Annotated in this window: 31 protein-coding genes; 3 read left to right on the forward strand and 28 right to left on the reverse strand. The window is 37.3% G+C overall.

What is annotated here, in order from left to right:
- Positions 1–6: 6 nt before the first annotated feature.
- From PCY71_RS10135 to PCY71_RS10260, 26 genes are all read right to left on the reverse strand, one after another.
- Complete coding sequence (locus tag PCY71_RS10135; RefSeq protein ID WP_003071428.1) at positions 7–705, reverse strand: Wzz/FepE/Etk N-terminal domain-containing protein; 699 nt, start codon at positions 703–705, stop codon at positions 7–9.
- A gap of 8 nt (positions 706–713) precedes the next feature.
- Positions 714–1448, reverse strand: a complete 735-nt coding sequence (gene cps4B / locus PCY71_RS10140; protein WP_003071431.1) for a capsular polysaccharide biosynthesis protein Cps4B — start codon at positions 1446–1448, stop codon at positions 714–716.
- A gap of 2 nt (positions 1449–1450) precedes the next feature.
- Positions 1451–2902, reverse strand: a complete 1452-nt coding sequence (locus PCY71_RS10145) for an LCP family protein (protein ID WP_247950444.1) — start codon at positions 2900–2902, stop codon at positions 1451–1453.
- A 184-nt stretch (positions 2903–3086) separates the two neighbouring features.
- Positions 3087–3692: an anaerobic ribonucleoside-triphosphate reductase activating protein gene (gene nrdG / locus PCY71_RS10150; protein ID WP_003038320.1), complete on the reverse strand. Its 606-nt coding sequence runs from the start codon at positions 3690–3692 to the stop codon at positions 3087–3089.
- 4 nt (positions 3693–3696) lie between these two features.
- Positions 3697–4194, reverse strand: coding sequence for a GNAT family N-acetyltransferase (locus PCY71_RS10155; protein ID WP_003071437.1), 498 nt, complete (start codon positions 4192–4194; stop codon positions 3697–3699).
- Between the two features lie 56 nt (positions 4195–4250).
- Positions 4251–4394, reverse strand: a complete 144-nt coding sequence (locus PCY71_RS10160; RefSeq protein ID WP_003071441.1) for a hypothetical protein — start codon at positions 4392–4394, stop codon at positions 4251–4253.
- Positions 4395–4402: 8 nt separating this feature from the next.
- Positions 4403–6613, reverse strand: coding sequence for an anaerobic ribonucleoside-triphosphate reductase (nrdD, locus tag PCY71_RS10165; RefSeq protein ID WP_003071444.1), 2211 nt, complete (start codon positions 6611–6613; stop codon positions 4403–4405).
- A 107-nt stretch (positions 6614–6720) separates the two neighbouring features.
- Positions 6721–8253, reverse strand: coding sequence for a heme transporter CcmD (locus PCY71_RS10170; protein ID WP_247950447.1), 1533 nt, complete (start codon positions 8251–8253; stop codon positions 6721–6723).
- Positions 8254–8307: 54 nt separating this feature from the next.
- Positions 8308–8439: a hypothetical protein gene (locus tag PCY71_RS10175; RefSeq protein ID WP_003071451.1), complete on the reverse strand. Its 132-nt coding sequence runs from the start codon at positions 8437–8439 to the stop codon at positions 8308–8310.
- Between the two features lie 67 nt (positions 8440–8506).
- The gene (gene cls, locus PCY71_RS10180; RefSeq protein WP_003071454.1) at positions 8507–10039 is read right to left on the reverse strand and encodes a cardiolipin synthase; all 1533 of its coding nucleotides are present in this window, start codon (positions 10037–10039) and stop codon (positions 8507–8509) included.
- A gap of 141 nt (positions 10040–10180) precedes the next feature.
- The gene (locus PCY71_RS10185) at positions 10181–10639 is read right to left on the reverse strand and encodes an FctA domain-containing protein (RefSeq protein WP_301412550.1); all 459 of its coding nucleotides are present in this window, start codon (positions 10637–10639) and stop codon (positions 10181–10183) included.
- Positions 10636–11187 (reverse strand): collagen binding domain-containing protein, encoded by a 552-nt coding sequence (locus PCY71_RS10190; RefSeq protein WP_301412551.1) that lies wholly within the window; start codon positions 11185–11187, stop codon positions 10636–10638. Before PCY71_RS10190 ends, PCY71_RS10185 begins: the two co-directional genes overlap by 4 nt.
- Complete coding sequence (locus PCY71_RS10195; RefSeq protein ID WP_301412552.1) at positions 11184–11483, reverse strand: hypothetical protein; 300 nt, start codon at positions 11481–11483, stop codon at positions 11184–11186. Before PCY71_RS10195 ends, PCY71_RS10190 begins: the two co-directional genes overlap by 4 nt.
- 297 nt (positions 11484–11780) lie before the next feature.
- A complete protein-coding gene (locus PCY71_RS10200) occupies positions 11781–12218 on the reverse strand; it encodes an SP_0198 family lipoprotein (RefSeq protein WP_301412553.1) in 438 nt (145 codons plus the stop codon).
- Positions 12219–12266: 48 nt separating this feature from the next.
- Entirely contained in the window at positions 12267–13511 is a 1245-nt protein-coding gene (locus PCY71_RS10205) for a folylpolyglutamate synthase/dihydrofolate synthase family protein (RefSeq protein ID WP_301412554.1), read from the reverse strand.
- Between the two features lie 200 nt (positions 13512–13711).
- Positions 13712–14023 (reverse strand): DUF1292 domain-containing protein, encoded by a 312-nt coding sequence (locus PCY71_RS10210; protein WP_003027765.1) that lies wholly within the window; start codon positions 14021–14023, stop codon positions 13712–13714.
- 17 nt (positions 14024–14040) lie between these two features.
- Entirely contained in the window at positions 14041–14460 is a 420-nt protein-coding gene (ruvX, locus tag PCY71_RS10215) for a Holliday junction resolvase RuvX (protein ID WP_003071469.1), read from the reverse strand.
- Positions 14460–14726, reverse strand: coding sequence for an IreB family regulatory phosphoprotein (locus PCY71_RS10220; RefSeq protein WP_009569646.1), 267 nt, complete (start codon positions 14724–14726; stop codon positions 14460–14462). The genes ruvX and PCY71_RS10220 overlap by 1 nt, the downstream gene beginning before the upstream one ends.
- Before the next feature lie 123 nt (positions 14727–14849).
- On the reverse strand, positions 14850–15407 hold the full coding sequence (locus tag PCY71_RS10225) for an SP0191 family lipoprotein (RefSeq protein ID WP_003071476.1): 558 nt from the start codon (positions 15405–15407) through the stop codon (positions 14850–14852).
- 104 nt (positions 15408–15511) lie between these two features.
- Complete coding sequence (locus tag PCY71_RS10230) at positions 15512–16081, reverse strand: SP0191 family lipoprotein (RefSeq protein ID WP_301412555.1); 570 nt, start codon at positions 16079–16081, stop codon at positions 15512–15514.
- Positions 16082–16165: 84 nt separating this feature from the next.
- A complete protein-coding gene (gene spx / locus PCY71_RS10235) occupies positions 16166–16564 on the reverse strand; it encodes a transcriptional regulator Spx (protein WP_003026638.1) in 399 nt (132 codons plus the stop codon).
- An 86-nt stretch (positions 16565–16650) separates the two neighbouring features.
- Positions 16651–17796: a recombinase RecA gene (gene recA, locus PCY71_RS10240; protein ID WP_006269775.1), complete on the reverse strand. Its 1146-nt coding sequence runs from the start codon at positions 17794–17796 to the stop codon at positions 16651–16653.
- Between the two features lie 48 nt (positions 17797–17844).
- Positions 17845–19113 (reverse strand): competence/damage-inducible protein A, encoded by a 1269-nt coding sequence (locus PCY71_RS10245; RefSeq protein WP_006269781.1) that lies wholly within the window; start codon positions 19111–19113, stop codon positions 17845–17847.
- A 155-nt stretch (positions 19114–19268) separates the two neighbouring features.
- A complete protein-coding gene (locus PCY71_RS10250) occupies positions 19269–19898 on the reverse strand; it encodes an ABC transporter ATP-binding protein (RefSeq protein WP_006269784.1) in 630 nt (209 codons plus the stop codon).
- Positions 19895–21904 carry an ABC transporter permease gene (locus tag PCY71_RS10255; protein ID WP_301412556.1) on the reverse strand — a complete coding sequence of 670 codons (2010 nt, stop codon included), beginning with the start codon at positions 21902–21904 and terminating at the stop codon, positions 19895–19897. The genes PCY71_RS10250 and PCY71_RS10255 overlap by 4 nt, the downstream gene beginning before the upstream one ends.
- A gap of 97 nt (positions 21905–22001) precedes the next feature.
- Positions 22002–22271 (reverse strand): hypothetical protein, encoded by a 270-nt coding sequence (locus tag PCY71_RS10260; RefSeq protein ID WP_020998096.1) that lies wholly within the window; start codon positions 22269–22271, stop codon positions 22002–22004.
- Positions 22272–22653: 382 nt separating this feature from the next.
- Here PCY71_RS10260 and PCY71_RS10265 point away from each other — a divergent pair, with 382 nt between their 5' ends.
- Together PCY71_RS10265 and PCY71_RS10270 are read left to right on the forward strand one after the other, a co-directional pair.
- Positions 22654–23508: an Rgg/GadR/MutR family transcriptional regulator gene (locus PCY71_RS10265; protein ID WP_006269187.1), complete on the forward strand. Its 855-nt coding sequence runs from the start codon at positions 22654–22656 to the stop codon at positions 23506–23508.
- Positions 23509–23668: 160 nt separating this feature from the next.
- On the forward strand, positions 23669–24082 hold the full coding sequence (locus PCY71_RS10270; protein ID WP_049480871.1) for an EamA family transporter: 414 nt from the start codon (positions 23669–23671) through the stop codon (positions 24080–24082).
- 139 nt (positions 24083–24221) lie between these two features.
- On the opposite strand, the gene PCY71_RS10275 is transcribed toward PCY71_RS10270, so the two are convergent.
- Positions 24222–24785 carry a DNA-3-methyladenine glycosylase I gene (locus tag PCY71_RS10275; RefSeq protein WP_301412557.1) on the reverse strand — a complete coding sequence of 188 codons (564 nt, stop codon included), beginning with the start codon at positions 24783–24785 and terminating at the stop codon, positions 24222–24224.
- Between the two features lie 10 nt (positions 24786–24795).
- Entirely contained in the window at positions 24796–25386 is a 591-nt protein-coding gene (ruvA, locus tag PCY71_RS10280) for a Holliday junction branch migration protein RuvA (RefSeq protein WP_301412558.1), read from the reverse strand.
- Positions 25387–25547: 161 nt separating this feature from the next.
- Here ruvA and PCY71_RS10285 point away from each other — a divergent pair, with 161 nt between their 5' ends.
- Complete coding sequence (locus tag PCY71_RS10285) at positions 25548–26057, forward strand: helix-turn-helix domain-containing protein (RefSeq protein ID WP_003071502.1); 510 nt, start codon at positions 25548–25550, stop codon at positions 26055–26057.
- Positions 26058–26161 lie beyond the last annotated feature (104 nt).

Consider the following 26161-nt stretch of genomic DNA (forward strand, 5'->3'; position numbering starts at 1 on the left):
TTCCTCCTATTTTAGTTTATCCATATTCGGCACAACTCCAAGAAGAGTAATTCCTAACGCTTCTTCCACATCTTCTGGCTTTTTCACTCGATCATCCAACACTTCAACGATAATAATAACCATTGAAATCAAGGCTCCTCCAGTTAAGAAACCAATTAAGGTATTGCGTTTGATATTCGGTGAAGAAGGAGAGTTTGGTACTTCTGCTTCTTCTAATGTCGTCACGTCTGCTACTTTTGTAACAGCTATAATCTTTTCAGCTGCTACTTGGCGAAGGCTATTAGCAACACGCGCAGCTTCCTTTGCATCACCATCTGAAACGGCTATTGAGACAATACGTGTATCGGTCGGAACAGTGACTGTAATCTTCTTAGCTAGTGCACTTGGCTGCATATTTAATTTTAAGTCAGAGATTACTTTGGCTAATACATCCTGCGATAAAATGATTTCCTTATAGTCTTTAACCAAGTACGATCCAGCCTGCAAATCTTGGTTTGTCAATGTGGAATTATCACTAGGCTGTCGATTTACTACATAAATCCTTGTAGAACTTGTATAATTAGGCTTTATAATAAAGGTATTATATCCTAAAGTAATGATAGCCATCACAAAAGCTGTCACAACGATGAGAAATTTTCGTCTCCATAGACTTTTAACTAATGATAGAACATCAATTTCCACCGTCTGATTATCTTGATTTTTCATTTCTTCTCCTAAATTAATTCGTCTTTTAATAATATTTCTTGATTTTCGCGAAATAGTGCATCAGCATATGCTTTGCCATACTTTTTAGAGATAATTTGGTAGGCTTCCTGCATATAAGGAGGTCGTGGACCTAAATTGTGCATATCACTCGCCACAAAGTGCACTAAATCCTGCTCCATAAAGAACTGCGCCCGTTTCTTCATGAATTTATACTTATCGCCACTAAATAACTTCGGCTTTAGGACACTGGAGCTATTGATTTGCATATAACATCCCATGTTGATCAAGTCTTGCACTTTTTTCACATCGTTTTCCAAGCAATGATAACGCTCAATATGGGCTACAACTGGTGTAATCCCTAAACGCAGAACATTATTTAAAGCACTGTGGATTTCTCTGTACGGAGTTGTCATACTAAACTCAATCAGAGCATAACTCGTTCCACCCAAAGTTGGAATAATTTTTTTATCCAATTTTTCTAAAATATCGCTAGTATAGTAAATTTCGGCACCATAAAGAATGGTGAGGTCGTCCGCCACTTCTTTAGCGATTTGCTGAACCTCATGAAAATTTGCCGCGATTTTTTCTTCAGGAGTTTCAAACATTCCCTTTCTACGATGAGAAGTTGAAATAATCGTTCGAACTCCTTGGCGATAACTTTCCGTCAAAAGCTCTCGCGTATCCTGACGTGTCTTGGGACCGTCATCTACATCAAACACAATATGCGAATGAATATCAATCAATCTTATTTACCTTCCATCACTTTCTGAATTGCCACTTTGGCTGCATTCAAGCTATCTTGATTTAATTCCATCATGTAAAGATTCGCATCTGGCATAGCATAAGACGGAAGGTCTGTCCGTCCCTCACCTGTAACAGCTTGAGAAGTCACAGTATAACTACCGCCAGATTCTAGTTGTGTATTAATGAGATTCATCATCGTTTCAAGACTCATATTGGTTTGAACTGAATTTTGTAAACCTGAAATAATCTCATTGTAATTCTTCAAAGCATGTGTTGAAGTCAACTTTTTAATAATTGCCGCAATTACTTTTTCTTGATTTTTACCACGGTCGTTATCTCCGCCGCTCAATGAATACCGTTCCCGCACAAAGCCTAGAGCCTGCTCAGAATTTAGATGAACATCTCCTACACCAAAATGATAATTCCCGTGCAAACTTGTAAATTCTTGGTCATTATAAACGTCAATACCACCTAACAAATCCACTAATTTGAGGAAAGAAGTGAAATTGAGTCGGATGTAATAGTTGGTTTTAATGCCATAGAGATTTTCCAATGTATGAATGGACGCTTCCACACCATAAATGCCAGCATGCGTCAATTTATCATTTTGATTGTTGCCACCATCAGCAATCGGTACGTAAGCATCACGCGGTGTTGTTGTTAATAACACTTTTTTTGTTTTGCGATTCACTGTCATGATGATATTCACATCCGAACGAGATACAGACGAAACGGGACCATAAGTGTCAATACCACTAACATAAATGTTAAAGACATCGTTGTTGGTAGCTGGTGATTGCGCATTTTCTATTTTCTTACTAATCTTATAAGTATAGATTTTCTTAATTTTTGAAGCATAATCTGGATGTTCGTTTTCGATAACACTTTCAAAAACACTATTTAGCACCATAGCCTTCGCTTCACCATTCCTCAAAGAATTATAAGCTGCCAGATAAGAAGAAGATTGATCAACCGTTAGATTGACTTTTTTAGTTTTTGCTAAGTTGTTTGTTAATGCCTTGATATTTTTTTCATCATTTGCTGTCGGAGCAAGAACATTTTTCACTTGGCTAATATCTTTAATGTCGCTATTTGCCGGTACCACCACACTCATTTCATATTCAGAATAGTTGGATGTTGCATTTAGACCATTAGACAAATCCAGCACTTCTTTAATGGCATACATCGCACCTGAACTAACTAAAATAGCCAAAATGAGAATAATAGTCGTTGTGACACGCGCTTTATTTTTAAAAATTAAAAAGCCAGTCACTAGTGCTACGGCTACTAGCAAGATTGATAGTAAAATATTCAAGTGCCGAAATGCTAGAATATTATACCGAAACATTGAAAAAACCAATAATGCTGTTAGCAATGCAAAAACGATTAGCAAAGCAATATTTAAGATTCGATAACCTCTCTTCTTAGAAGAGCGCAATCTTTTTTGGACCATTTTAAACCCCTACGTAGAATTATCCATTTTATTACTCCATTATAGCATAAAATAACTGAAAGTTAAACATTCTTTAAGAATTACAAAAACTTTAAATTATAAATGCGTTTTCAATGCAATCTTTCGCCATTACATTTTAAACAACAAAAAAGTAGGAACAATCAATTCCTACCTTGGTTCAAATTTATTCTGTTTTATCTCGATTAACCTGCTCAAAACTTTCTGTGCCATCATTCAATCTATCCCAAATAATCACTTTTCCAGCTTTGAGAGACTTTTGTACATCAATAATACGCTGATTAGAGGAACCTCGAAATTGTAACATGAGATTTCGTTTTGCCTTATCAAAACGACCATCTACCAGAATATCAATGAGACTAAGAAGTTCAAGTTTATCTGGTGTTTCCAGCATCATTTCTTCCCATGTATAGCCCGTCCAAGACCAAATATCTTTGTCAGGCAACTCTCGTCGAATACGCTTGACTAAGGGCAAGAGAATCCCAGTATTCAGAAAAGGCTCTCCTCCTAGCAAGGTCAGTCCTTGAACATAGGGCTCAGCCAAATCTTTCATGATTTGCTCTTCCAGCTCTTGCGTATAAGGAATCCCGGCATTGAACGACCAGGTCGCTACATTGTAGCAGCCCTCACAATGAAACATGCAGCCGCTGACATAGAGGGAATTACGCACCCCTTCACCATCCACAAAATTAAAGGCTTTATAGTCAATAATACGCCCCTTGCTTAACTCTTCACTTTTCCACTCACCTGGCTTCGGTGTATTCCATGTCATTTTTCTACTCCAAATCTATCCAATAGCGCTCTTTCCCGGCTCGTACATCTTCCAATATTCCGCCATTTTTTAAAATTACTGCTCGACTAGCTGGATTATCTACCGCACAAGTCACCAGCACTTGGTGAATATTCTTTGAAGCAGCAACAAGAAGTCCTTCTTTCAACATCGAAGTGGCATAGCCTCTCCCTTGCATAGATGGACGAACACTATAGCCTATATGACCACCGTGTTCGAGTAAGTATTCATTTAGGTTCAGGCGCAAATTTAAAAAACCAACTGCTTGTCCTTCATCAAACCCGACAAATTGTATAGCTGGCACCCAAGTATCAGGAATATTGAGACCCATTTCTGCATTTCGGTTCCCAGCAATCCAATCTTCATAATCAAAATCCTCCTTGTTCCAAAAACCACCATCGTGTGCGGCATTTGAATTTTCAAATTCCATTATGAGAGCCATCACAGCGTTTTTATCTTCTAGCCTCGGTCTTCTCAATTCCATTTTTTCTCCCTGATAGAAAGAAAGTGAGATTTACCGATGTCATCTCACTTCTTCTTTTATTGTTTCGCACTTACTTTTTGTAAAAATTGTTCTCGCAGTTTAGCAACTCGATCTTGTTTCTTTACTCCACCCTTGGAGTGTTTTTCATGATAGCGTGTGACTTGTGCTTTTCCTTTATCGTCTAATTGATATTTTCCCATGAAAGTCCCTACTTTTCTACATGATGTCCTTCGAACTTGATTGTTGAACCATTCATGTGTTTAACACGAGCTGAAATCTCCTTGTGACGTCCATTTACCATCGGACGGGCTTGAGGATTTCCAAGATAACCACAAGTTCGCTTCACAACATCAACTGTCTTAGGATCGCTATTGCCGCAGTTTGGACAAGTAAATCCACGTTCTGTCGGCGTGAAATCCCCTTCAAAATCGCACTTGTAACAATGGTCAATCGGAGTATTGGTTCCAAGATAGCCCACACGATCGTAAGCATAGTCCCAGACTGATTCGAGTGCTTTCGGATTTTGTTGTAGAACAGGATATTCACAGTAGTGAATAAAGCCTCCTGAAGCCCCGGCCGCTGGATAATCTTTTTCAAAATCTAATTTTTCAAATGGTGTCGGATTTTTACGGACATCATAGTGGAAACTGTTCGTATAGTATTCCTTATCTGTAATATCTTTTACAAGACCAAATTTTTCTGTATCCAGACGACAAAAGCGGTCTGTCAGACTTTCAGACGGTGTAGAATAAACAGAGAAGTGGTAGTCATATTGGTCAGACCATTCTTCTACACGGCGTTTCATTTCACGAACGATATCGACTGTAAATTTCTTGGCTTCTGGATTGTGCTCCCATTCACCACCATAAAAGACTGTAGCCACTTCATACAGACCAATATAGCCGAGAGAAACTGTGGCTCTACGATGCTTAAAGAGTTGATCCACCTTATCATATTTACCTAGACGTTTTCCAAAAGCACCATATTGATAAAGAATAGGAGCATTAGCTGGAGTCGCTTCTTTGGTGCGTTCAACACGGTAGACGAGCGCATCTTCAGCAATATTCATCCGCTCATTAAAAATTTCCCAGAATTTCTCCATGTTGCCTTCAGATTCAAGGGCAATTCGTGGAAGATTGACCGTCACAACACCAAGATTCATCCGACCAGAATTGACTTCTTGACCGTTTTCATCTTTCCAGCCTTGTAAGAAAGAACGGCAGCCCATTGGAACTTTAAAAGAACCTGTTAATTCCACAATTTTGTCGTAAGACAAGACATCTGGGTACATCCGTTTCGTAGCGCATTCCAAAGCCAGCTGTTTAATATCATAGTTTGGGCTATCCGGTTCTAAGTTCAATCCGCGCTTCAACGTGAAAATCAATTTAGGAAAAATAGCTGTCCGATGTTCAGACCCCAGACCTTTAATGCGAATTTGAAGAATGGCTTTTTGAATTTCACGCTCAAAACGATTGGTGCCAAGACCAAAACCAAGCGATGTAAATGGGGTTTGTCCATTTGACGTAAACAAGGTATTGATTTCATATTCCAAAGACTGCATGGCATCGTAAATGTCTTTTTTCGTCTTTTCCCAAGCAAACTCTTCCTGTTTTTCAGGAACGACCCATTCACGCGCATCCTTCAAATGCTTTTCGTAATTCTTTTCAGCATAAGGCGCTAAAACTTCATCAATTCGATCAGCTGAACAACCACCATACTGACTAGAGGCGACATTGGCAATGATTTGAGAAATTTGCGCAGTCGCGGTTTGAATCGACTTTGGACTTTCCACCTCTGCATTTCCAATCTTGAAACCATTTTTCAACATCCCTTTGAAATCAATCAAGCAGCAGTTTGTCATCGGCGTATATGGGCTATAGTCCAAATCATGATAATGAATATCCCCTTTTTGATGGGCGTTTGCTACATGCGGCGGCAGCATTTGCAAACCAATTGATTTCCCAACAATCCCCGCTGTCAAATCACGTTGAGTATTGAAAACATCACTGTCCTTGTTGGCATTTTCATTGACAACCGCTTGATCTTTATTCAGCAATTTGCCGATTGTGAAGTTGATATCTGTTGCTTTTGAACGCGCAAAATCGCGTTGGGTACGGTAAGTAATATAACTTTCCGCAATAGCATATTCATTGGCTTGCAACAATTCATGCTCAACGATATTTTGAATTTCATAAATTTTAACACCAGCAGGGAAGCGTTCAATCACCTCTGCTACAATTTTATTGGTAATCCCTTCAAGTTTTGCTTCTAACAACGGCGTCATCGTCGTTACTTCTTGACTAGCTTTGACAAGCGCTTTATAAATCTTATCTGCGTCAAAAGCCACACGACGACCGTCACGTTTTTCAACATAAATATCAGCAAAACCTTGTACTGTTTCTTCTTTTAATGCTATCATGAGCTCCTCCATTCATATAAATCATATTATATCACTCTCATAAAAAAAATCAATATCTTGTGGTAAAAAACTTAAAATTTTATTTTAAACACAAGATATTGATTAAATCATTTTAATTTATAAAGCTTGAAATGATGAAGTTCCAGGTCAGTTTTCTCATAATTTTTCTGAATTTGTTTTTGCACATCTTGAAGAACAGGCACTTGATTATTCACTAAAATATAGGTTGGTGCATTTTCTTTCAGACTCCTAGCTAGCGCCATTTTATTTTCATCGGTTCCTTGGTACAAGCTAGGTGTTAAAATTGGTACTGCAGATAAGTGTCTACTCGCCTGATAAAGCGCTGCTGTTTTATCCCAAGCATAGATTTTATCAGTCTTCTTCGCTTTATCTTTGATATAATTTGCCGCAGAAACACGTTCACTTGCTTCACCTGAAGATAAAATATAGTGATTAACAAGCGGAGAACCAATTAAGTAAGCAACTGCTAAAAGCGGCAAGAAAGCATTTTTTGCAACATACGTTCCTAAAATAGATGTAGATTTTTGTACACGGCTATGACGTCCACCTCTTTTAAGTTTACTTTTTCCTAACCACATACTGAGCAGAATCAGGAAGAATGGCAAAACAGGCAACAGCTGATAAGCGCCTTGATCTGGCAAAAAGAAAACAAATAAAACTAAAATTAAGGACGCGAAAAAACTAAATAGCTGCAGGAAACGTTCCAAAGAATTTGCTGGCAATGAAAAACTTCTCACCCAAGAAAACACTAAACCAATTCCAATGATTAACCCACCATAAAGTAAACCATTATACAACAAGTGCTGCCCTGCAAAGCGAAAGCTTTCCAACGGATAAAGAATCTGACTAATCGCAAGACCAAAGCTACCATTTAAAACCGTATAATAGCCCAAAGGATAAAATAGAAACGAAAAGCCTACAAGTGCTGCTAAAAATTGATAAAGGCCATGTACTTTTTTCTTTACACTAATATTATAAGCTGACAAAACAAGGAAAGCCACTAAATAAAACACGAGACTTGTCATCGGATCTGTCATAAACATCAATGTACCGAGCGCACCAAAACCAATAAAACCTCTGTCACTAGCTTCTCCTGCAACATAGCGCATCAGAAAGTACAGTGCACCAAATACAAAAGGAAAAGCAAAAATACTAGAATATAAACCGCCCCAGCCCAAAGCTAAGGTTAAGCCATAAAATAAAGAAAGAATCTTCACAGAGGTATTCCTTACAGTTGTTAATTGGTAAACAATTTTAAAAAGAAAAATTCCTGCAACAAATAGGGCAAAGCACTGCACTACTGCAAATAAAATATTGCCCATGAAAAGACTACCCACCCAATTAGTTAGATAATAAAGCAAACCACTCGTTCCATAAATATTTCCATAAATAACCTGCCCCTGCGCCATTGCCCATCCAGCATATAAATTTTGAGATTGCAGATTAGTAGCAAAGTTGGTCAAAAATGGATTGGCAACACTCAAAACACTCAATAATAAGCTCCACAAAAATAAAACGACAAACGGCGTCGGTGTAGGTTCTACAAAAAATTTTTTCTGTTCACTTTCTTCGTGAATACTCTCTACCATTGGCCCTTGTTCAAGCATTGTGTCGTGCATAAAGATTCTCCTTGATATCAGTCTTATTTAGTATACCAAAATCTCCTCTATCTGTCAGCTTGATTCTGACACAATCTTCATCTTTTGCAAAAGCAAGGCATAATATTCCAAATCTCGAAAACGGTGATGACTTCTGTTTGTATACTTTTGCAAAAATTCTTGTTCTTCTTGTGTTAGATGTATCATTATTTCGCCTTCTTTTTACTAAATTATTCGTAAAAAAGAAAAAATTCCTCTCATACAAGAGAAATTTTTATAGCATCGGCGCAAACAATTCGACAATCTCTTTGATTAAACGTTGATACCAGGTATTTTTAATAGTGTCCTCATGAATTTCTTGAGAATTCTCAAAAAGGTTTTCAAAATCTTGTTTTAAGTCAAACATAGAAGGCGTTTTATACATCAAAATAGCATTTTCATAGTGGTGAACCAGACTTCGATAATCAAAGTTGATTGTTCCAACCACACCAAAATCATCATCTGCCACCACATGCTTACTGTGAATAAAACCTGGGGTATATTCGTAAATCTGCACCCCAGCTGCTATCAAGTCTGGATAAGCGCCTCGCGTAATGAGTTGAATCAGCTTTTTATCTGGAATGGAAGGGGTCACAATCCGCACATCTACCCCACGCATAGCTGCATTTTTAATGTCTTCTGTCAAGTCATAATCAATAATTAAGTACGGTGTAGCAATATACACATAATCTGTCGCTTGACTGATAATATTTTGGTAGACATTTTTACCCACTTGAGCTTTGTACATAGGCTTAGGTCCGCTTCCATACGGAATATAAAGTCCTGATGCATCTATTGCTTTATTGTCCAAATGATATTGATCAAAATCGCTAATGGTTCCACGGTTGATATACCAGTTCATAAGAAAAAGACGTGTCAAGGCCTTTACTGCACGACCATTTAAACGAATCCCACCGTCTTTCCAGTGACCAAAACGCTCAATGTGATTAATGTATTCATCTGCTAAATTGACCCCTCCAGTATAGCCAATCTGCCCATCAATAACAAGAATTTTACGATGATCTCGATTATTATAAGCTACTGTCATTCGCGGAATCACTTTGTTAAATTTATGGGCATCAATCCCTATAGCTTGTAATCGACTGGTGTAGTCGCCAGGAAGAGTCGCCATACAGCCAATATCATCATAGAGCATCTTCACTTCGACACCTTGAGTTACTTTCTCACGCAGAATATCCAAAATACTATTCCACATGAGACCTTCTTCCACAATATAATATTCCAAAAAGATAAATTTTTCTGCCTTACGCAAATCTTCCAGCATTTTTTGAAACATTTCTTCGCCTAAAGGGAAAAATTGTGATTCCGTACCGTCATATACATCCGCATTATGATCCATGCTAAGAAGTGATTTGATAATCCCATAAGCTGACTTATCTGTATTTTTCAACTCTAAACGCAACTCATAACTATTATCCTCACGAAATTTCATTTGATCCATATTTTTCAACTGTTTCAATTCACTTCTAGACAAACGACGCTCACCAAACATCAGATAAAGCAACGGTCCAAAGACTGGAATAAAAGCCACTAAAAGCCAGGTTACTTTGCTTTCTGGCGTCATTGAACGATTGACAATCGCCAAAATCGTTGCCACACTGAACAAAATCACAAAGGCAATCCATAAAGTAGGCGTCCATCGACCGAGCCAAAAGAAAAACCAAAAAACAAGCACCAGTTCTAACACCATAGTAATGATGCTAAAACCATATTTTGACATCAATAGCTGAAATTTCCTAAAACTCATATTCTCTCCCTATCAGTATTTAGTACTAGTATAACGGGGATTACCTAATAAATCAAGCCAAAGTCAAGTCTTGCTTGATTTTCAAATCATTTTTAAAACTTTCAATAAAAAAGGGAACCTAATTCGGCTCTCCATTTCTCATTAGGCTTCCACCTCTAGACTTATTTTTTTCTTGATGAAGTAAACTGCACCCACTAACAATATCATATCCATAAAGATTGCTAAGTAATGAACAGCTGTTCCTGTTTTAGGCAAACCTTTCTTCGGCGGTGTTGCTGGTAGGGTATAGCTATTTTCAAAAGCTTTAACATCCTGATCATATCGACCTTTAGTTTCTAGTATACGCGAACTATTGTCTGTAACAGTCACTGTTACTTTGATCACTTTTTTATCATAGATTACACCTTGAAGTTTCGTATCTTTTTCAGTAATCATATAATGATATGTTCCCACTTTCGTGTACTCAATAGTATCGAAAACCACCTCACCATTAACATCATTTTTCTTGACTTGGTGGACATTATCCTCTGTGCCTTTGAGTTCAAACTCAAAATCACCTGCCTTTAAATCACGTCCAATTAATAATTTCTTAACTCTCAATTGACCTCAACCAATCCTCGTTTATTGAGAACTTCCAAATCATAAGTCTTCTCATTATTAAACTTATCCGGAGTAATCTTAAACTTTCGTTTAAATAGCTGATATCCAGCCGGAGCTTTTATTTCTTTAATTTTATAAGTATCTTTTAATAGATTCGGACTTGTTACCTCCCCTGCACTATCTGTGGTAAATTCCCCAACTGTAGTACCGTTGCGATCTCGTATAACCCTAAAGATAGTTCCCGTTAAAGGCATACCAGAAACTTCATCCTTTTTATGCAGCGTGATTGAGTAAACATAACCTTCTGCATTTCCGCCTGCTTCTCTGTAAGTAGTCTTCACTATGGAATTTATGATTTTTATTTTACTTGACCAAAGTGAAGCAATATTTTCAACAATTTCTCCATTCTGTAAATTATAGTTTGCTTTAGCTTTATAGTTAATACGATAACCTTCTCCTGCTTTGATATGACCTAAATCAACAGAAAATTGTGAGTCAGATATGAAATTGATTGTAAATTGTTCCGTGACATTTATTTTATTCTTCATACCCAACGATTATTTACAATCACCCACTTACCTTTTTCAATTTTGAAACTGTTCTTAATATAAGAAATTTTAGGAGTACTCAGAATGTCTGTTACTTTGGCATCAGAAATCTCTTTACCAGATTGATTAATAGACATGTGATAACTGATAATCTTATCTGTTTTATAGCTACCTAATTTTGTAAGATCTGTCTTTTTAACTTGTCTTCCCCCTTCAAAATCCACCTTTCCTACTGGTACTGTATTTCGATTTACCGTAAGTTGAAAAAATTCTCTCTCGCTGTTCGTTTTTATCACCTATTACACTTCAAAAAGTTAGTCAAATTCTCTTCCCTCATCTTCTTATTTCTAAATTTTTTCTGAAATACTAAACTTTTTTCATTCTCACATAACTCCAGTATAGAGAATCACTAGCGAGCGCAGATAAAATCCACGAAGCGAACAATTTATAAACCATTTGGAGCGGTGGGTAAAACAAACACAATTTAAAGCAGTGGTTATAAAAACTGATGAAATATCTGAACTCAACCTCCTACATTTGCAAGCTACTATTTAGTTTTTCTATTAAGAGTCATTGCTCCAATATCAAATAAGTTATTGCTTCGTTAAAACAACCGTATCATTTTCGCCGTTTTCTTGCTCAATATCCTCAATTGTCAACTGATTGCCATTAATCATATAACGCTCAATGTCGTCACCAATCGTCATTCGCTGATTTGTTGGATCAATGCTCACTTGTTTTACTTCTTTCTTACCATTTGGCTCTTCTTCTGTCCACGTGCCACTGTTTCCCTTGATAACCAAAGTGATCTCATCTTCTTCGTCCATACCTTTATAAGTACCGTCTAATTTTTCTACCGAATTTTCTGCAATAGTTGACGAAGTGCTGCTCTCACTTGAGACTGTAGTTGATTGACTGCTTGAGACAGATTGAGATGATGATGAAGTTTGATTAGACTTGGCACACGATATCAAAATGATAAGCCCTATTAGAAACAATGTGGCATAGCCAAGTTTCTTTAATTGTACCATTTGATTCCCTCCTTTTTTGATTACATTTCTATTCTACTATTTCTCGTTTCAAGCAGTCAATTCTTTCTCCAAAAGAAAAGCACGAACTTCTGCAATGAAATAAAGAGAACCTGTCACAAAAAGAAGCTGATTATCATTAGAATTTTTAATGAATTGTTCAATAAACTCCCGATAAGAGGAAACATAGGTTTCAGTTGTCAGATTCCGCTTATCTATTGCATCGTCATCCTCAAATGTCGTTATCGTCAACCGCACATCTGGCAATTCTTGTTTTAGATAAGACAGCATTCCCTGATAATTTTTACGTTTCAAAGCACCGAATAAAAGAAAAATTTCTTTTTGTTCTTGCTGGCGAATAAACTCCACCAAACGTGACAAAGCGGGTAAATTGTGAGCCCCGTCCAAATAAATTCCTCTCTCAAAATATTCCAGTCTCCCTGCCCAATGGGTCTCTTGCAAAGCCTTGCGTATCCATTTTACTTGTGGTTGCCAATTTTGCTGTTTCATGAATAAAAGAAAACTTTGCAAAGCAACAGCTGCATTTTCTTCCTGATAAGTACCTTTGAGACCCAGCTGTAAACCAACTATCATTTTATCTTGATTAGAAAATTGTCCTTTTGAAAATGAAAAATCCCTACCGTATTCATACAAGACAACTCCCAACTCATCTGCGCGCAATTCGCAGACCCTTCTGGCTTCTTCAGCCAGCGGCCCGATAACAGCTCGTTCCTTTTTCTTGAAAATCCCTGCTTTCTGCTCCGCAATTGCTACTATGGAGTCTCCTAATGTTTCTTGATGATCCAATCCTACAGACGTTACAACCGCAACATCTCCTATCACTACATTTGTTGCATCTAAAAGTCCACCAATTCCCACCTCAATTAAAGCCACATCTACCTGCTTTTCTTCGAAATACAATAAAGCTATGAGTGTTAAAATTTCAAAATAAGATAATGGATCTTGTGTCCGCAAAAGTTGCCTTTCCATTGCTTGAATACGGCGCCTAATTCTAACAAAATCCTTGTCAGAGATTGGTTTATGATTGACACAAATCCGATCATAAATGCTCACCATATGAGGTGACGTAAAGGTTCCCACCTTCTTTTTATGCTCTGCAAATAATTGACTCATAAAAGCAATGCTTGAGCCTTTTCCGTTCGTTCCTGTCACATGAATAATGGGATAATTTTCTTCCGGATGATCCAAAAGACTTATAGCCTGTCTCATTCGCTCTAAACCAGAGCGAAAATTTAAACCAATGCGACTCTCTAGCCACGTTTCAATTTCATTCATATTCTTCTCCCAGCAAAAAGGGAGTGAAACAGAACCAGACTTTGGTTTATGTCACACCCCACAATTCACTTGAATGGCTGAAACTCTTGCTCCACATGGGAATTAACCAACCACTCATTCGTATACCATAAAAATAACTATTCACACAGCCTTTCAATCTCTTCATTGTTTGTAATACGAAAAGCTAGTGTACGCAATTTTTATTCTTCCATAAAGCTATTGAAAACTTCTTCAATCATATCCCATTCAGCATCTGAATCTTCTGGAATTGGTTGGAGGTCACCCTCTGTTCCGTCTTCATTTTCAGTAAACGAGTAGGCTTGAATTTCTACCTCGCCATTTTCATCTTCTTCTGCGCTAGCTGGAATCAATAGAACGTAGTTTTTCCCAAATTCTTCTTTTCCATCAATGGTCAAGAGAATTTCAAACAAAGTTTCGTTTCCCTGCTCATCCACTAAAGTAATTAGTTCACGTTCTTCGTGTTCATGGTCATGGTTATGATCGTGTGCCATGTTTTCTCCTTTATTTATTAAAAATTTCGATCTAAATAATTTTGTAATATAAGCTGTGCTGCGAGCTTATCAATCACTTTTTTTCGCTTCTTTCTGCTCACATCCGCTTGCTCAATCAACATTCTCTCCGCAGCTACTGTTGTTAGGCGCTCATCTTGGTATTCAACTGGCAAATGAAATAGCTGCTCAATCTTAGTCCCATAAGCCTGACTTGCTTCTACACGTGGTCCGCTTGTATTGTTCATATTCTTAGGAAGACCCACAACAAACTTGTCCACCTTATATTCTTGGACAAGTTCAGTCAAACGCTCAAAACCAAATTCTTCTTGTTCTTCATTGATGGGAATAATTTCAAGCCCTTGAGCTGTAAAACCAAGTGGGTCACTAATTGCAACACCAACTGTTTTTGAACCAACATCTAACCCCATAATTCTCATTAGAGATCAATGCCTTGTCCTTTCAAATAATAACGAACTAATTCTTCTACAATCTCATCACGTTCATATTTACGAATTTGATTTCGTGCATTATTATAGCGAGGTACATACGCAGGATCACCACTAAGCACGTATCCTACGATTTGGTTGATTGGGTTATAGCCCTTTTCATTCAGCGACACATAGACATCTTTCAATGTTTCACTAATCTCTTTTTTGTTTGAATCATCAAGATTAAAACGTACTGTCTCATCTGTAAATCCCACAATTACACCTTCTTTCACTAGAATACCCATATTATAGCACATTTCAAGACTTTTCACAAATGAAAGGGGTTGAAAAAAGCTGAATAAATTTCAGCTTTTTTTGTTTCATATACACCTATAAAATCATGGATTTGCAACTTCTTTAGCACCAGCTGCTTTGACAGATTCAATATATTGTTTGGGTGTTAAATTTTTGATAGTTGAAAACATAGAGCCATATGTATCCAGTTTTGATGCTTCATCAAGGTTGATTTTGCTCATATCAATATTGATTGCAACTTTAATAATATAGTCTTTTGTAATGTCTGTTTTAACATCAACACCGCCCAAAGACTTAAATTTATCCAATCCTGCAGCCTTTTCAAAAGCAGAAATCAAGTGCGGCTTAGTGCTTTCTAAATCTTGACCCGCTAATGCACTCTTCATATTTTCAGGAAGTATTTGTTCAAGATTTATCACAAACTTCTTAAAGGTTTTTCCTTCATAAGAAATAGTTTGCGTAAGTGTTTGTTCAATCCCTTGGACAGTCTGTTTTTGTTGAAAAGACTTGGTCACAACAGAATCCTTTTTCACAACACTCGAACCAGTCTTACTATCCCCTGACTGATTCTGACCGGATTTTTGACCACAAGCTGTGAGCAGCAACAAACTTGCTCCTAACAAAACAACCGATTTTCTCATAAAAATATCCTCCTTGTATTTTAGAGCTTTATAAGAATAGTATACCATCTTTTGTAAGCGTTGTCAAAAAGAGCCGTCTAAAAAATCAATTCATGTTTAACAAGTTATTGATTGACTTCCGTTGCACCACTGGCAATCTGATCTTCAACATATTCTTTTGGTTTCATTTTTAAAAATTCTTTTAATTTCATATTCTTTAAATACTCAGTATTTGCGGCTTTATTAACATCCAAAACTTGAAAATCAAACGTATGAGTTCGCTTCAATTCTTGCTCATTTATAATTTCCAAAGAGGTTGAAAAGCCTTGCAAATTTTTTGCTTGTGTAAATTTTTCATCTTCAGCCAAAGATTTTTCCAATAATTTTTGCGCCTCAGCAACTCCAACCTCAGCAACCACCTTTTTTAATTCTTCTTTCATCGGCAAAATTTGTTCAATCGTTAAACCTAAAAATTGGTTCCCTTTGTAAGTAATTGTTTGCGTTTGCTGAACTCCCTCAGCTGTTTTTGGAAACGATAATTTTTTCGTCACAACCGTTTCTTTTTCATCATTTGCAATAACTGGCAACGTACTATCAATAGATTGTTTGCTTGCTTTTGATTTTGTTTCTTTCTTTTGACCACAGCCTACTAAGACTGTAAGAATAATGGTTAATAAAATTAGGCTTCTTTTCATAGATTAACTCCTCCTCATTCTTTATTTTATCATATTTTTAATATCAATAAACATTGAAATAAAAAAGAGTGGAAATCCCACTCTTTACAAGGCCGCGCGTAAACGCGCTTCTGTATTTTCAACATTACGAACCGAGCGAGGTAGGAATGCACGAATATCATCTTCTTTGTATCCTACTTGAAGACGTTTATCATCTACTAAAATAGGACTTTTCAAAATACGTGGCGTTTCCATAATCAAATCAATCACTTCACTCACACTCAATTCTTCGATATCTACGCCTAAACCTTTTGCATAACGATTTTTTGAAGACACAATACTTGCAACCCCATTTTCAGTTTTTGTTAGAATATCTAACAATTCTTCTTTTGTAATCCCTTCTTTACCAAGATTTTGTTCTTTATAAGTTAACTGGTGAGCATTGAGCCATGTTTTTGCTTTTTTACAACTAGTGCAACTTGAGACAGTATAAATTGTAATCATGTAAGTACTCCTTTCGCCACACGGTACTATTATCATACTATATTATACCATAAAATCCCTCCGTCTTACGACCTATTTTTAAAAAATTATTCCTCAATCTCAATCGCATCGTCTAAGTCTAGAGTCACTTCCTCTACTTTGTTTGCTGATTTAATTGCTTCTGCATTTTTTTCATCTTCAGTATCATTCTCAATCAAACCATAGTGAACTCGAACCTTGTGATCAATTTCATCAAAAATTTCTGGATGATCTGCTAAGTATTTCTTAGCATTTTCAGACCCTTGCCCAATCTTTTCATCATTGTAAGAATACCACGCGCCCGCTTTTTTGATAATATCTAGATCTGTTGCAATCTTGATGAGCTCACCTGTTTTGGAAATTCCTTCACCATACATGATTTCCACAAAGGCTTCTTTAAATGGCGGAGCCACCTTGTTTTTCACAACCTTAATTTTGGTTTCCTTACCGACATTAGTGTCCTTTTCATCACCAGTTCCCTTGATTTGAGTATTGCCACGGACATCCAGACGGACAGAAGCATAAAATTTAAGAGCTCGACCGCCCGGTGTTGTTTCTGGATTTCCAAACATAATACCAACTTTTTCGCGTAGTTGGTTGATGAAAATCGCAATTGTCTTCGTTTTATTAATAGAAGCAGATAGTTTACGCATAGCTTGACTCATCATACGCGCTTGCAAACCAACATGGCTATCTCCGATATCACCATCAATTTCAGCACGCGGTACAAGAGCTGCCACAGAGTCGATGACCACCAAATCTACTGCACCAGAATCAATCAATTTCCCAGCAATTTCTAGTCCTTGCTCACCAGAATCGGGTTGAGAAAGGAGTAATTCATCAATATTAACCCCAAGAGCTTGCGCATACGCCGGATCCAGAGCGTGCTCAGCATCAATAAAGGCCGCAATTCCACCTTCTTTCTGAGCCTGAGCAACAGCATGGAGGGCCACTGTCGTCTTACCAGATGATTCTGGTCCATAGATTTCAATAATCCGACCTTTTGGATACCCTCCTGCACCAAGTGCAATATCTAACGCCAAGCTACCTGAGCTCATAACTTGAACTTTTTGTTCAGCGCGCTCACCCAAACGCATAATCGCCCCTTTACCAAAATCTTTTTCGATATTTTTAAGTGCATTATCTAACGCTTTTTGACGTTCCTCACCAAATTTCTTTGAAATTTCTTCTAATTTTTTTTGTTTTTTCGCCATTTATTTCTCCTGTATAGTGATAAATTAATTTTCTCGACTATCTAATTATTATAGCATATTTTCGTTTTTTAATAAAGTTTTTCGTAACTGATTGAAAGCATGCAGAACGGCTATTTTTCGTACATCAGTCCGACTACGACCGGCAATATTAACCTTAAAAGATTGTACATTCTCTGTAGTTGCTAAGCCAATATAAACTGTCCCTGCCGGATATCCTTCTAAGCTGTCTGGACCTGCCACACCCGTCAAACTCACTGCATAGTCACTGGCAGTCAATTTTCTGGCCTGCTCAGCCATTTTCTTTGCTGTAAAAGCAGAAACAACTCCATATTTTTCCAAGTCTGCCAAAGGAATGTCCAGCATGCGGCTCTTTTCCTCCATACTGTAAGTAACAAAGCCACCACTAAAGACTTTGGAAGCTCCAGAAAAGTTTGCCAAAGTTGCTTGAAAAAGGCCAGCAGTCAAACTTTCGGCTGCTGTAACAGTCTTGCCTGCTCTCCTCAACAATTCAAAAGTTGTCTGCGCTAGAGAATTATCATCTCCATAAGCATAGAAAAGGTCCACTAAACGTTGTTTCTCAAAAGTCTGTACAGCTAAAATTTTCTTTTCCAAATAAGCAAACTTAGTATCTGCTTCTTTTTGACTGCTAGCCTTTGTGGATAATCGCAATGTCACCTCTCCCGTCTTAGCATAAGGAGCAATGGTCGGATCGATCTGAGCATCAATTAAATCTCCTAAAAGAGTTACTAATTGACTTTCACCAATGCCAAAGAAGCGCAAAACTCTTGAATACAATTTTTGATCCGTTGCTAAAATCGGAATCAGCTCATTGTTCACCATAGGTTTTAATTCACTAGGTGGACCAGGCAGAACAACATAAGTTACACCACTTACTTCAATCACGCCCCCCACCGCAAGTCCGGTTTCGTTTTGTAGAGAAGTCGAATCTTCCACTATCTGAGCTTGCCGCTCATTATTTGGTGTTCGAACATAGTCCAGTCGACTCGCGAAGAAACGATCTAATTTTTCCATAGCTACTTGGTCAAAGACCAACCTGCGATTTAAAAATTTTGCCAACACCTGTTTGGTCAAGTCATCTTCTGTTGGACCCAAGCCACCACAAAGAATGACAAGATCGCTCCGTTTCTTTGCAATTTCCAAAATAGATAAAAGACGATTTTCATTGTCACCGACAGCAGTCTGGAAATAAACATCAATCCCTAAACTAGCTAATTTTTCCGATAAAAATTGAGCATTCGTATTGACAATTTGCCCGGTCAGAATCTCGGTGCCCACAGCAATAATTTCTGCTTTCATAGAACCTCCTATCTTACTATTCGCAATTTGGTCTTATTTTATCATAAAAAAGATTAAAATTTGTTAATAAAACAATTTTCAAGTTGCTCAGCATATCATCTATAGTATCTTGACAAACAAAAAGAGGCTATGCCTCTTTTTGTTTGTCAATCAATCTAATATGACTGTTCTAATGAGCCACTAATCTGTGTGATATCAACGACCTGATCAACTCGTTCAAAAACATTTGGATCATGCGTCGCAAAAATAACCACAGTGTCTGATGCAACCAAACTAAGCAACAAATCAATAATTGATTTTCCTGTTTGCTGGTCAAGAGCGCCTGTCGGCTCATCTGCTAAAATGACCTTCGCTTTTTTTAATAATAATCGCGCAATTGAAACCCGTTGGGCTTGACCACCGGAAAGCTCATAAATTTTGGACTTCATGACAGACTCATTTAGTCCAACCTGTTTTAAAGCTATCAGAATTTCTGATTTACCCGCCAATAGTTTCAAGTTGTCGAAAACTGTTTCTTCTTCCACCAAAGCATAATTTTGAAAGACATAGCCCAGATAATGTTTAAAATAATCTTTTTCCTTCATTTTCCAAATATCTTGCTTATTGAGCAAAATTCTGCCTTGATCTGGTTTTTCTAAACGAGCAATTGCATTTAACAATGTTGTCTTTCCAGAACCCGAAAGCCCAACTAAAGCATAGGATTGATTCCTTTCAAAATGTAGATTGACATGGCTGTAGACGGTTTTTCGTCCATATTTTTTCGCTAAATTTTCTATCTCAATCATAGTATTTCAAAATCTCCTTTTATAATCTGAACACGATTTTTTCTGACGTTCATTAAAGCAAAGTAAGACATAGCAGTTATCTCAAACGCATAAAGAACTCCTACTAAACCAACTACTAGGAAACTGCCTTTCATCACTAAAATTGTCAATGCACTGACAAATAAAATGCCTGCTATCAATGGCAGTAAAGACTGAAAAATTTCTAGATAACTACTTGCTCCTAACAAACTTTGTAAAGAAATCTTTTTCGCTTTTTGTTTCATGCGAGTGGTAATATATTCATAAATAATAAAGAACTGCGCCAAGATTAACATCAGTAGAGCAGTAATCGTCCCTGTCAGTTGGCTAATAATTTTTTCACGAGCTAATAATAGTTGCTCTGAAATGTTTGTCATACTAGAAAAATGAGTCAAACCAGCTTGGCTAATCTTTTCTTTTATCCATTTCTGTTTAAAAGCTCCTTTTGTTGCAAGAACTGTATAATAGTTATCAAAAGCTGCATCTGCTGGTAGATTGTGAAAATTGATTTGCACTAAAGTCTTGTTCACTACTTCTTGTTTAGCCAATAATTCATCTGGACTGTCTTTATGGTTAAAAAGAAAAGTCTTCTGTCCATCAGGAATTTCTACGATTTGAAAATCCTCAGCTTTTAAAGCTGAATATCGGAAGTGCTCATAGTTAATTATCTTACGAATATTGTCTACGTGAGCCATCTGACTTTTTGGAATATAGATAACACCTAAGCTTTCTTTCGGTGCTTGCCCATACTTATTTTGAGGATACAATTTTTTATTTTTATTCATCAATCCTGTATTGACATAGAACAATGTTTCTGCAATTTTACTATCGACACCATTTCTTACCAGCTCCTGCTTAAATTCTTCCGGAGCGTGCTTAGTTCGATCTGGGCTAAGGCTAGATTGCTCTGAATAAAGCCAGCCATCTGTCCCAAAAGATTGAATCAATTGTCTATGCTTCGCAGCATTTTCTTTTATAAATGTTGAATCAATTTGATGATTTTCATCAGTATGAGTAGCGGTATTTTCAAACCAAGTGATCGCAGCATAATCTTGAGCTATTTTCCAATTTCCCAAAACAGCTATTTCTTGGGCAGATTTGGAAATGGTTTTAACACTTTCCGATGCAGTCACGCCAAAGATAAAGCAAGATAGCAAAATTCCAAAAAGCCAGATATAAAGTACTAACGGATTTGATTTTTTATTCTTCAAGACAGTTACAGCTCCCATAAGGCGAACATTTAAAGCAAAAAGTAGATTGACAAGTAAGCTAATAACCATCAAAATAAAGAGATTGAGAAATAGTAATAAGCTAAACGTCTTAACATAAACATTTACCATACTACCTTGCCATAAAACAAAAAGTAGCCACACAAGGATTCCTGTGCTAATCAAAATAGTAGAATCCAACCAAAGTGAACGCCGAAATTCTCTATCAAAAAGCCCCAGACTGCGCTGAATCATAGCTTTTTTAACATAAAGCATTTTGACTGCAAAAAGAAGCACAGCAAAAACAAAAAATAAAGTCCAAACTGCCAGAGAGCGTAAATTCATAAATAGAAAGTTGATTGGCACTAAGTACCACGGAAGGTCTGCTCCTGTGTAAGTCAAGCCAAATCGCTGCAATTCTGTTTTTAATTCTGTCGGTAGCGCCTTACTAGAATAATACATACCAGTCGCGGTACTTGCTGCCAAGACTCCTCGATCCGTGATATAAGATTGATTTTTGCGCTGTATCTTTCCAAAAACAAATGTAGCTTGCTGACCACTTTTATCTAAAAAAGGACGATAAATAGTTAATTGCTTTTTATCTGCAATTTCCTGTATTTTATCAAAAATTTGGTTTTTATCAACCTCACTAGAGCCCGTCAATGAAAAAGCTGCCTGCGCAGGATAAGGAATGTCGTTCCCAAACTCTTTAACAGCACCTAAAGATAAAAATGATATTAGTAAGACAAATAAAGAAAGAACGGTTAGCCGCCACTTCATACAAGACTCCTTTACAACAAAAAACAAGGAGGGAAAAACTGAAATTCTACTATGCAGGCATTTCCCTCCACGATAAGTTTATTAAATCGTATGACTATTAGAATTCATACCAAGAATAAAATGACTTTGCTTGAATCCATGACCAATGTTTTGTAGCTCCTGAATTTGCCCAGCCATAATTTGATTTGGCATAGTCTTTTACATTTCCCCATATATCGGTCACAGATGAGCCGCTTCCAAGACGGATTGGTGCTTCTAAATAATAATGCGAGTAGGCCCATCCATTTGATGTTACACCATAATTCCAAGTATCCTTATAAGTAGGATGAGGATGCTGGGTATCTGCTGAGACCCCACCTCCAGCCAAAGGACTAAGAGTAAGGGCAAGAGCACCAATAAGTGCTAATTTCGTAAATTTATTTGAACTATTTGATAGGGTTTCCTCCTTTATATGTATGATATATCAAATATTGTCTTAACTAGTATAGACTTCCATTTGATGAAAATATCATAACGTGTTATTTCCTAATTTGAATGAAATGTAAACATAATTCACACCTTACTTATTAAAATGGCCAGATACTTGGATACAGTAACAAAAGTATCATCAATTGTAAACAAGCTGTTCTCATATTCTCCCTCCGTTTCTTTATAAATTTTCACTTCTATGTTATAATATTTGAAATCACTTTTTTGAAAACGCCAACTTTTTTCGCACTATATTATTCTGAGAGGTTTGTAGGTTTGTTATGAGGTATGATTTCGGAGCTGTTTATAAAGAAATTCGCAAATCAAAAGGTTTATCGCAAGCAGATGTATGCGGAGAGGTTCTATCCCGAACAACTCTGGCTAAATTTGAAAGCGGGAAGGCTACTCCCAAATACGAAAATATGGAATTTTTGCTACGTCAAATCAATATGAGTTTTGAAGAGTTTGAGTATATCTGTCACGTCTATAACCCTAGCCCCAGAAGTATCATATTTAACAAAGCTTTAAATATAAGCTCTATTAGTGGCACACAAGATTTAGAAGAGCTACAAGAACTCTGTGAAAGATATCTTCGTAAGGAATACGATTTACCAATTAAGCATATTCATGATTTGTTAAAACTTTTCATTTCTATTAGAAAAAACGGAGTTAAAACATTAACAGATGAAACAATCTCTATCACCAAGCAGTTTTGGAATTATTTAGAAAAAGAAGATACTTGGTATAAAAATGATTTTAGGATTCTAGTATCTATTTTACATCATTTTTCGATGGATACCCTACATTTGATTACTGATAAAATTTTGGAAAATTTAGAGAAATATAAAGACTATAAAAATTTTCAAAACGATCGCTTAACTCTTCTCTCAAATTTAGCAGGAATCTATTTGCACCATAATGAATTTCACCAATGTGAAAAAATTGTCACACTAGCTTTAGAGACTGCACAAAAGTTAAAGAGGTATGATGCTTTAGCTTTATGTAATATTCGATTAGGAATTTGTCAAAATAATAATAAATTAATCAAAAAAGGATTGGTCTTATTAGAAATCACAGATGAACTGGATTTATTACAAGATATGAAACACGAAATCAACCATTTCCACAGGTCTTAGCTTGTGGTTTTTTATCAACTAGGTTCAAATTCTTTCCATATTTTAATTTATACAAAGAAAAACCAGACAGTTCTTGCTGCCTGAGTTTCCTTGGTTTACTTGTGTTAGATAGAATCAAATGTGATAAAATAAAAGAATAAAACTTTAAGGGGTTTCCATTATGTGGGCAATTTTTGCATTTTTTTCTGCTTTGTTTGCAGCACTGACATCTATCTTAGCTAAAATTGGGATTGCCGGGGTTAATTCTAATCTAGCGACAGCTATTCGGACAGTAGTCGTCGTTTTGATGGCTTGGGGTATGGTTTTTTTAACTAAGGGACAAATTGATTTAGCTAACATCAGTAAGAAAAACTGGATTTTTCTGATTTTATCAGGCCTAGCAACAGGCGCTTCTTGGCTTTGTTACTACCGAGCATTGCAAGAAGGAGAAGCCTCCAAGGTCGTTCCTATTGATAAGCTTAGTGTTGTTCTCACGCTCATCCTTGCTTTTATCTTTCTCCACGAAGATTTTACTATGAAATCCTTAATTGGCACCATCTTGATTACCATTGGAACCTTAATCATGGTTTTGTAGCGTTCGGCATATTAAAGAGACAGTTTTTTCTCTAAACTGTCTTTTACGTTATTCGACTGTCATCTTTTGATTCCATTTTATTGTATGTTTAGTGAGGATATAGTACAAATTTAGCAATATTGGTAAATGCTTTTATGCCTTATTTTTTAGGATTCCATTCACAACTTGTTTCATGATCATTGACCAATCCTGCTGCCTGCATGAAAGAATAGACACAAACAGGACCGACAAACTTGAAGCCTCGTTGCTTCATATCTTTAGCTATTTTTTCGGACAGGGAAGTTTTAGACGGAGCAAGTCTGTAATCCTTGACAGAATTGTCAATCGGTGTAAATCCAACAAAAGACCAGAGATAATGATCAAAACTACCGGATTGTTCTTGAACAGCCAAAAAAGCTTGGGCATTGGCTCTGGTCGCATAGAGCTTCATCTTATTACGGATAATATCCGGATTGTCCAAAAGACCATCCAAGTCTGCATCTGTCATCTGAGCAATTTTCTGCGCGTCATAGAAATGAAAGGCCTCCCGAAAAGCCTGACGTTTATTCAAAATGGTCTCCCACGAAAGTCCCGCCTGATAGGTCTCCATGCAAAGCAGTTCAAATAACTTCCAATCATCATGAAGGGGTCGACCCCACTCTTCATCGTGGTAGGCTACATACAAGGGGTTGTTCATTTTTACCCAACCACAACGTTTAGTCATATCCTCACTCCTATTTCACCAACATCTTGAGAGCTGACTTGATGTAGTTTTCAGCTGTATCTGTCGTGCCTTCAAAGAATTTCTTGATTTTCTTGAGTTCAGCAGCCCTGTAGCCCAGAGCCAGCATGGCTTCCATGGCTTCTTCCAACTCCTGATTATCTGCAGTCTGGACGGAAACCTTGCTTTCCGCTGGCGCACCTGTTGCTACCACTTTACCTTCCAAGTCCAACACCATCTGCTGGGCTGTCTTTTTGCCTATCTTGGGAAACTTGGTCAGATAGGTGATGTTTTTCTGCTCAATGGCTTGCACCAATCCAGCATTATCATCGGCTGCGATTATCGCAAGAGCAGAAACGGGGCCAATACCAGAAACCGAAATCAAATTGAGAAAAAGCTGTTTTTCATCTTCTGTGCCAAAACCGTAGAGGAGCTGGGCATCCTCTCTAACCACCTGATGAACAAAAACTTGAATCTCCTGATTGACCTGACCTGAATAGGCATAGGGATTTGCCACATGAAGGATATAGCCAATTTGTCCTATTTCCACCACAATATACTTGGCTGTGATTTTACTTAAAATTCCTTTAAAATATTCGTACATGACTTCTCCTTTTCAACCCTTTTAGTATATCATATTCTGAGCGCAGAAACTGCAAATAAAAGCGCAACCTCCGGTTGACAAAAAGGAAAGCTGGCTATATGTTCAAGTTCTCTCAATCATGGTACAATACAAGTAGAGAAATATGAAAGGAGATTTAGCAAATGCAAATCAATAAACGAATTTTTGAACTGCGAAAGGAAAGAGGCTGGTCTCAGGATCAACTGGCGGAAAAGGTCAATGTCTCCCGGCAGAGCATCTCCAAGTGGGAATCTGCTCAGGCCCTGCCGGAAATCGAGAAGGTCATCGAACTGAGCAAAATCTTTCAGGTGACGACGGATTATCTGCTACTGGATCAGGCAGATGAGAAAGAAGCCAGATCCAAGTGGACTACTTCGGAAAGCGAGGGCTATCAACAGGAGGTCAGAAGCTTTGGTCTGGTCAACGTCCTCTATATCCTCTTTCTGGCCATCACCCTCTTCTTTTTCGCAGGAGGACTCTATCTTCCCTGGAATCCATCCCTCATCTTTTTCCTCTTCTTTCTATCTGCCGGCGCAGCCTTAGCCTGCAAGAGGTATCTGACCATCAAGAAAACTTACTTGGATCAGATAACTAACTTTAGAGTAGAAAGTGCTGAACATCAAGAACCCCATTCCTATAGCCAAACATCTTAAATCACTGCTGAAACTCACTTACAGATAAAATCTTAAAAACAGAAGCTGAGACAAAAGTGCTCAGCTTCTTTTGTTTATATAGTCAGAATTATAAGACGCAGTGG

It is taken from the genome of Streptococcus sp. SN3, assembly GCF_030439905.1.

Excerpts from the sequence above, each read along its gene's own strand:
- PCY71_RS10135 (WP_003071428.1), bottom strand. The coding sequence starts at position 705 with ATGAAAAATCAAGATAATCAGACGGTGGAAATTGATGTTCTATCATTA.
- PCY71_RS10145 (WP_247950444.1), bottom strand. The coding sequence starts at position 2,902 with ATGGTCCAAAAAAGATTGCGCTCTTCTAAGAAGAGAGGTTATCGAATC.
- nrdG (WP_003038320.1), bottom strand. The coding sequence starts at position 3,692 with ATGACATGGAATACACCGAAGCCAGGTGAGTGGAAAAGTGAAGAGTTA.
- PCY71_RS10155 (WP_003071437.1), bottom strand. The coding sequence starts at position 4,194 with ATGGAATTGAGAAGACCGAGGCTAGAAGATAAAAACGCTGTGATGGCT.
- PCY71_RS10160 (WP_003071441.1), bottom strand. The coding sequence starts at position 4,394 with ATGGGAAAATATCAATTAGACGATAAAGGAAAAGCACAAGTCACACGC.
- nrdD (WP_003071444.1), bottom strand. The coding sequence starts at position 6,613 with ATGATAGCATTAAAAGAAGAAACAGTACAAGGTTTTGCTGATATTTAT.
- PCY71_RS10170 (WP_247950447.1), bottom strand. The coding sequence starts at position 8,253 with ATGCACGACACAATGCTTGAACAAGGGCCAATGGTAGAGAGTATTCAC.
- PCY71_RS10175 (WP_003071451.1), bottom strand. The coding sequence starts at position 8,439 with ATGATACATCTAACACAAGAAGAACAAGAATTTTTGCAAAAGTATACA.
- cls (WP_003071454.1), bottom strand. The coding sequence starts at position 10,039 with ATGAGTTTTAGGAAATTTCAGCTATTGATGTCAAAATATGGTTTTAGC.
- PCY71_RS10190 (WP_301412551.1), bottom strand. The coding sequence starts at position 11,187 with ATGAAGAATAAAATAAATGTCACGGAACAATTTACAATCAATTTCATA.
- PCY71_RS10200 (WP_301412553.1), bottom strand. The coding sequence starts at position 12,218 with ATGGTACAATTAAAGAAACTTGGCTATGCCACATTGTTTCTAATAGGG.
- PCY71_RS10205 (WP_301412554.1), bottom strand. The coding sequence starts at position 13,511 with ATGAATGAAATTGAAACGTGGCTAGAGAGTCGCATTGGTTTAAATTTT.
- PCY71_RS10210 (WP_003027765.1), bottom strand. The coding sequence starts at position 14,023 with ATGGCACACGATCATAACCATGACCATGAACACGAAGAACGTGAACTA.
- ruvX (WP_003071469.1), bottom strand. The coding sequence starts at position 14,460 with ATGAGAATTATGGGGTTAGATGTTGGTTCAAAAACAGTTGGTGTTGCA.
- PCY71_RS10225 (WP_003071476.1), bottom strand. The coding sequence starts at position 15,407 with ATGAGAAAATCGGTTGTTTTGTTAGGAGCAAGTTTGTTGCTGCTCACA.
- PCY71_RS10230 (WP_301412555.1), bottom strand. The coding sequence starts at position 16,081 with ATGAAAAGAAGCCTAATTTTATTAACCATTATTCTTACAGTCTTAGTA.
- spx (WP_003026638.1), bottom strand. The coding sequence starts at position 16,564 with ATGATTACAATTTATACTGTCTCAAGTTGCACTAGTTGTAAAAAAGCA.
- recA (WP_006269775.1), bottom strand. The coding sequence starts at position 17,796 with ATGGCGAAAAAACAAAAAAAATTAGAAGAAATTTCAAAGAAATTTGGT.
- PCY71_RS10245 (WP_006269781.1), bottom strand. The coding sequence starts at position 19,113 with ATGAAAGCAGAAATTATTGCTGTGGGCACCGAGATTCTGACCGGGCAA.
- PCY71_RS10250 (WP_006269784.1), bottom strand. The coding sequence starts at position 19,898 with ATGATTGAGATAGAAAATTTAGCGAAAAAATATGGACGAAAAACCGTC.
- PCY71_RS10255 (WP_301412556.1), bottom strand. The coding sequence starts at position 21,904 with ATGAAGTGGCGGCTAACCGTTCTTTCTTTATTTGTCTTACTAATATCA.
- PCY71_RS10265 (WP_006269187.1), top strand. The coding sequence starts at position 22,654 with ATGAGGTATGATTTCGGAGCTGTTTATAAAGAAATTCGCAAATCAAAA.
- PCY71_RS10270 (WP_049480871.1), top strand. The coding sequence starts at position 23,669 with ATGTGGGCAATTTTTGCATTTTTTTCTGCTTTGTTTGCAGCACTGACA.
- PCY71_RS10275 (WP_301412557.1), bottom strand. The coding sequence starts at position 24,785 with ATGACTAAACGTTGTGGTTGGGTAAAAATGAACAACCCCTTGTATGTA.
- ruvA (WP_301412558.1), bottom strand. The coding sequence starts at position 25,386 with ATGTACGAATATTTTAAAGGAATTTTAAGTAAAATCACAGCCAAGTAT.
- PCY71_RS10285 (WP_003071502.1), top strand. The coding sequence starts at position 25,548 with ATGCAAATCAATAAACGAATTTTTGAACTGCGAAAGGAAAGAGGCTGG.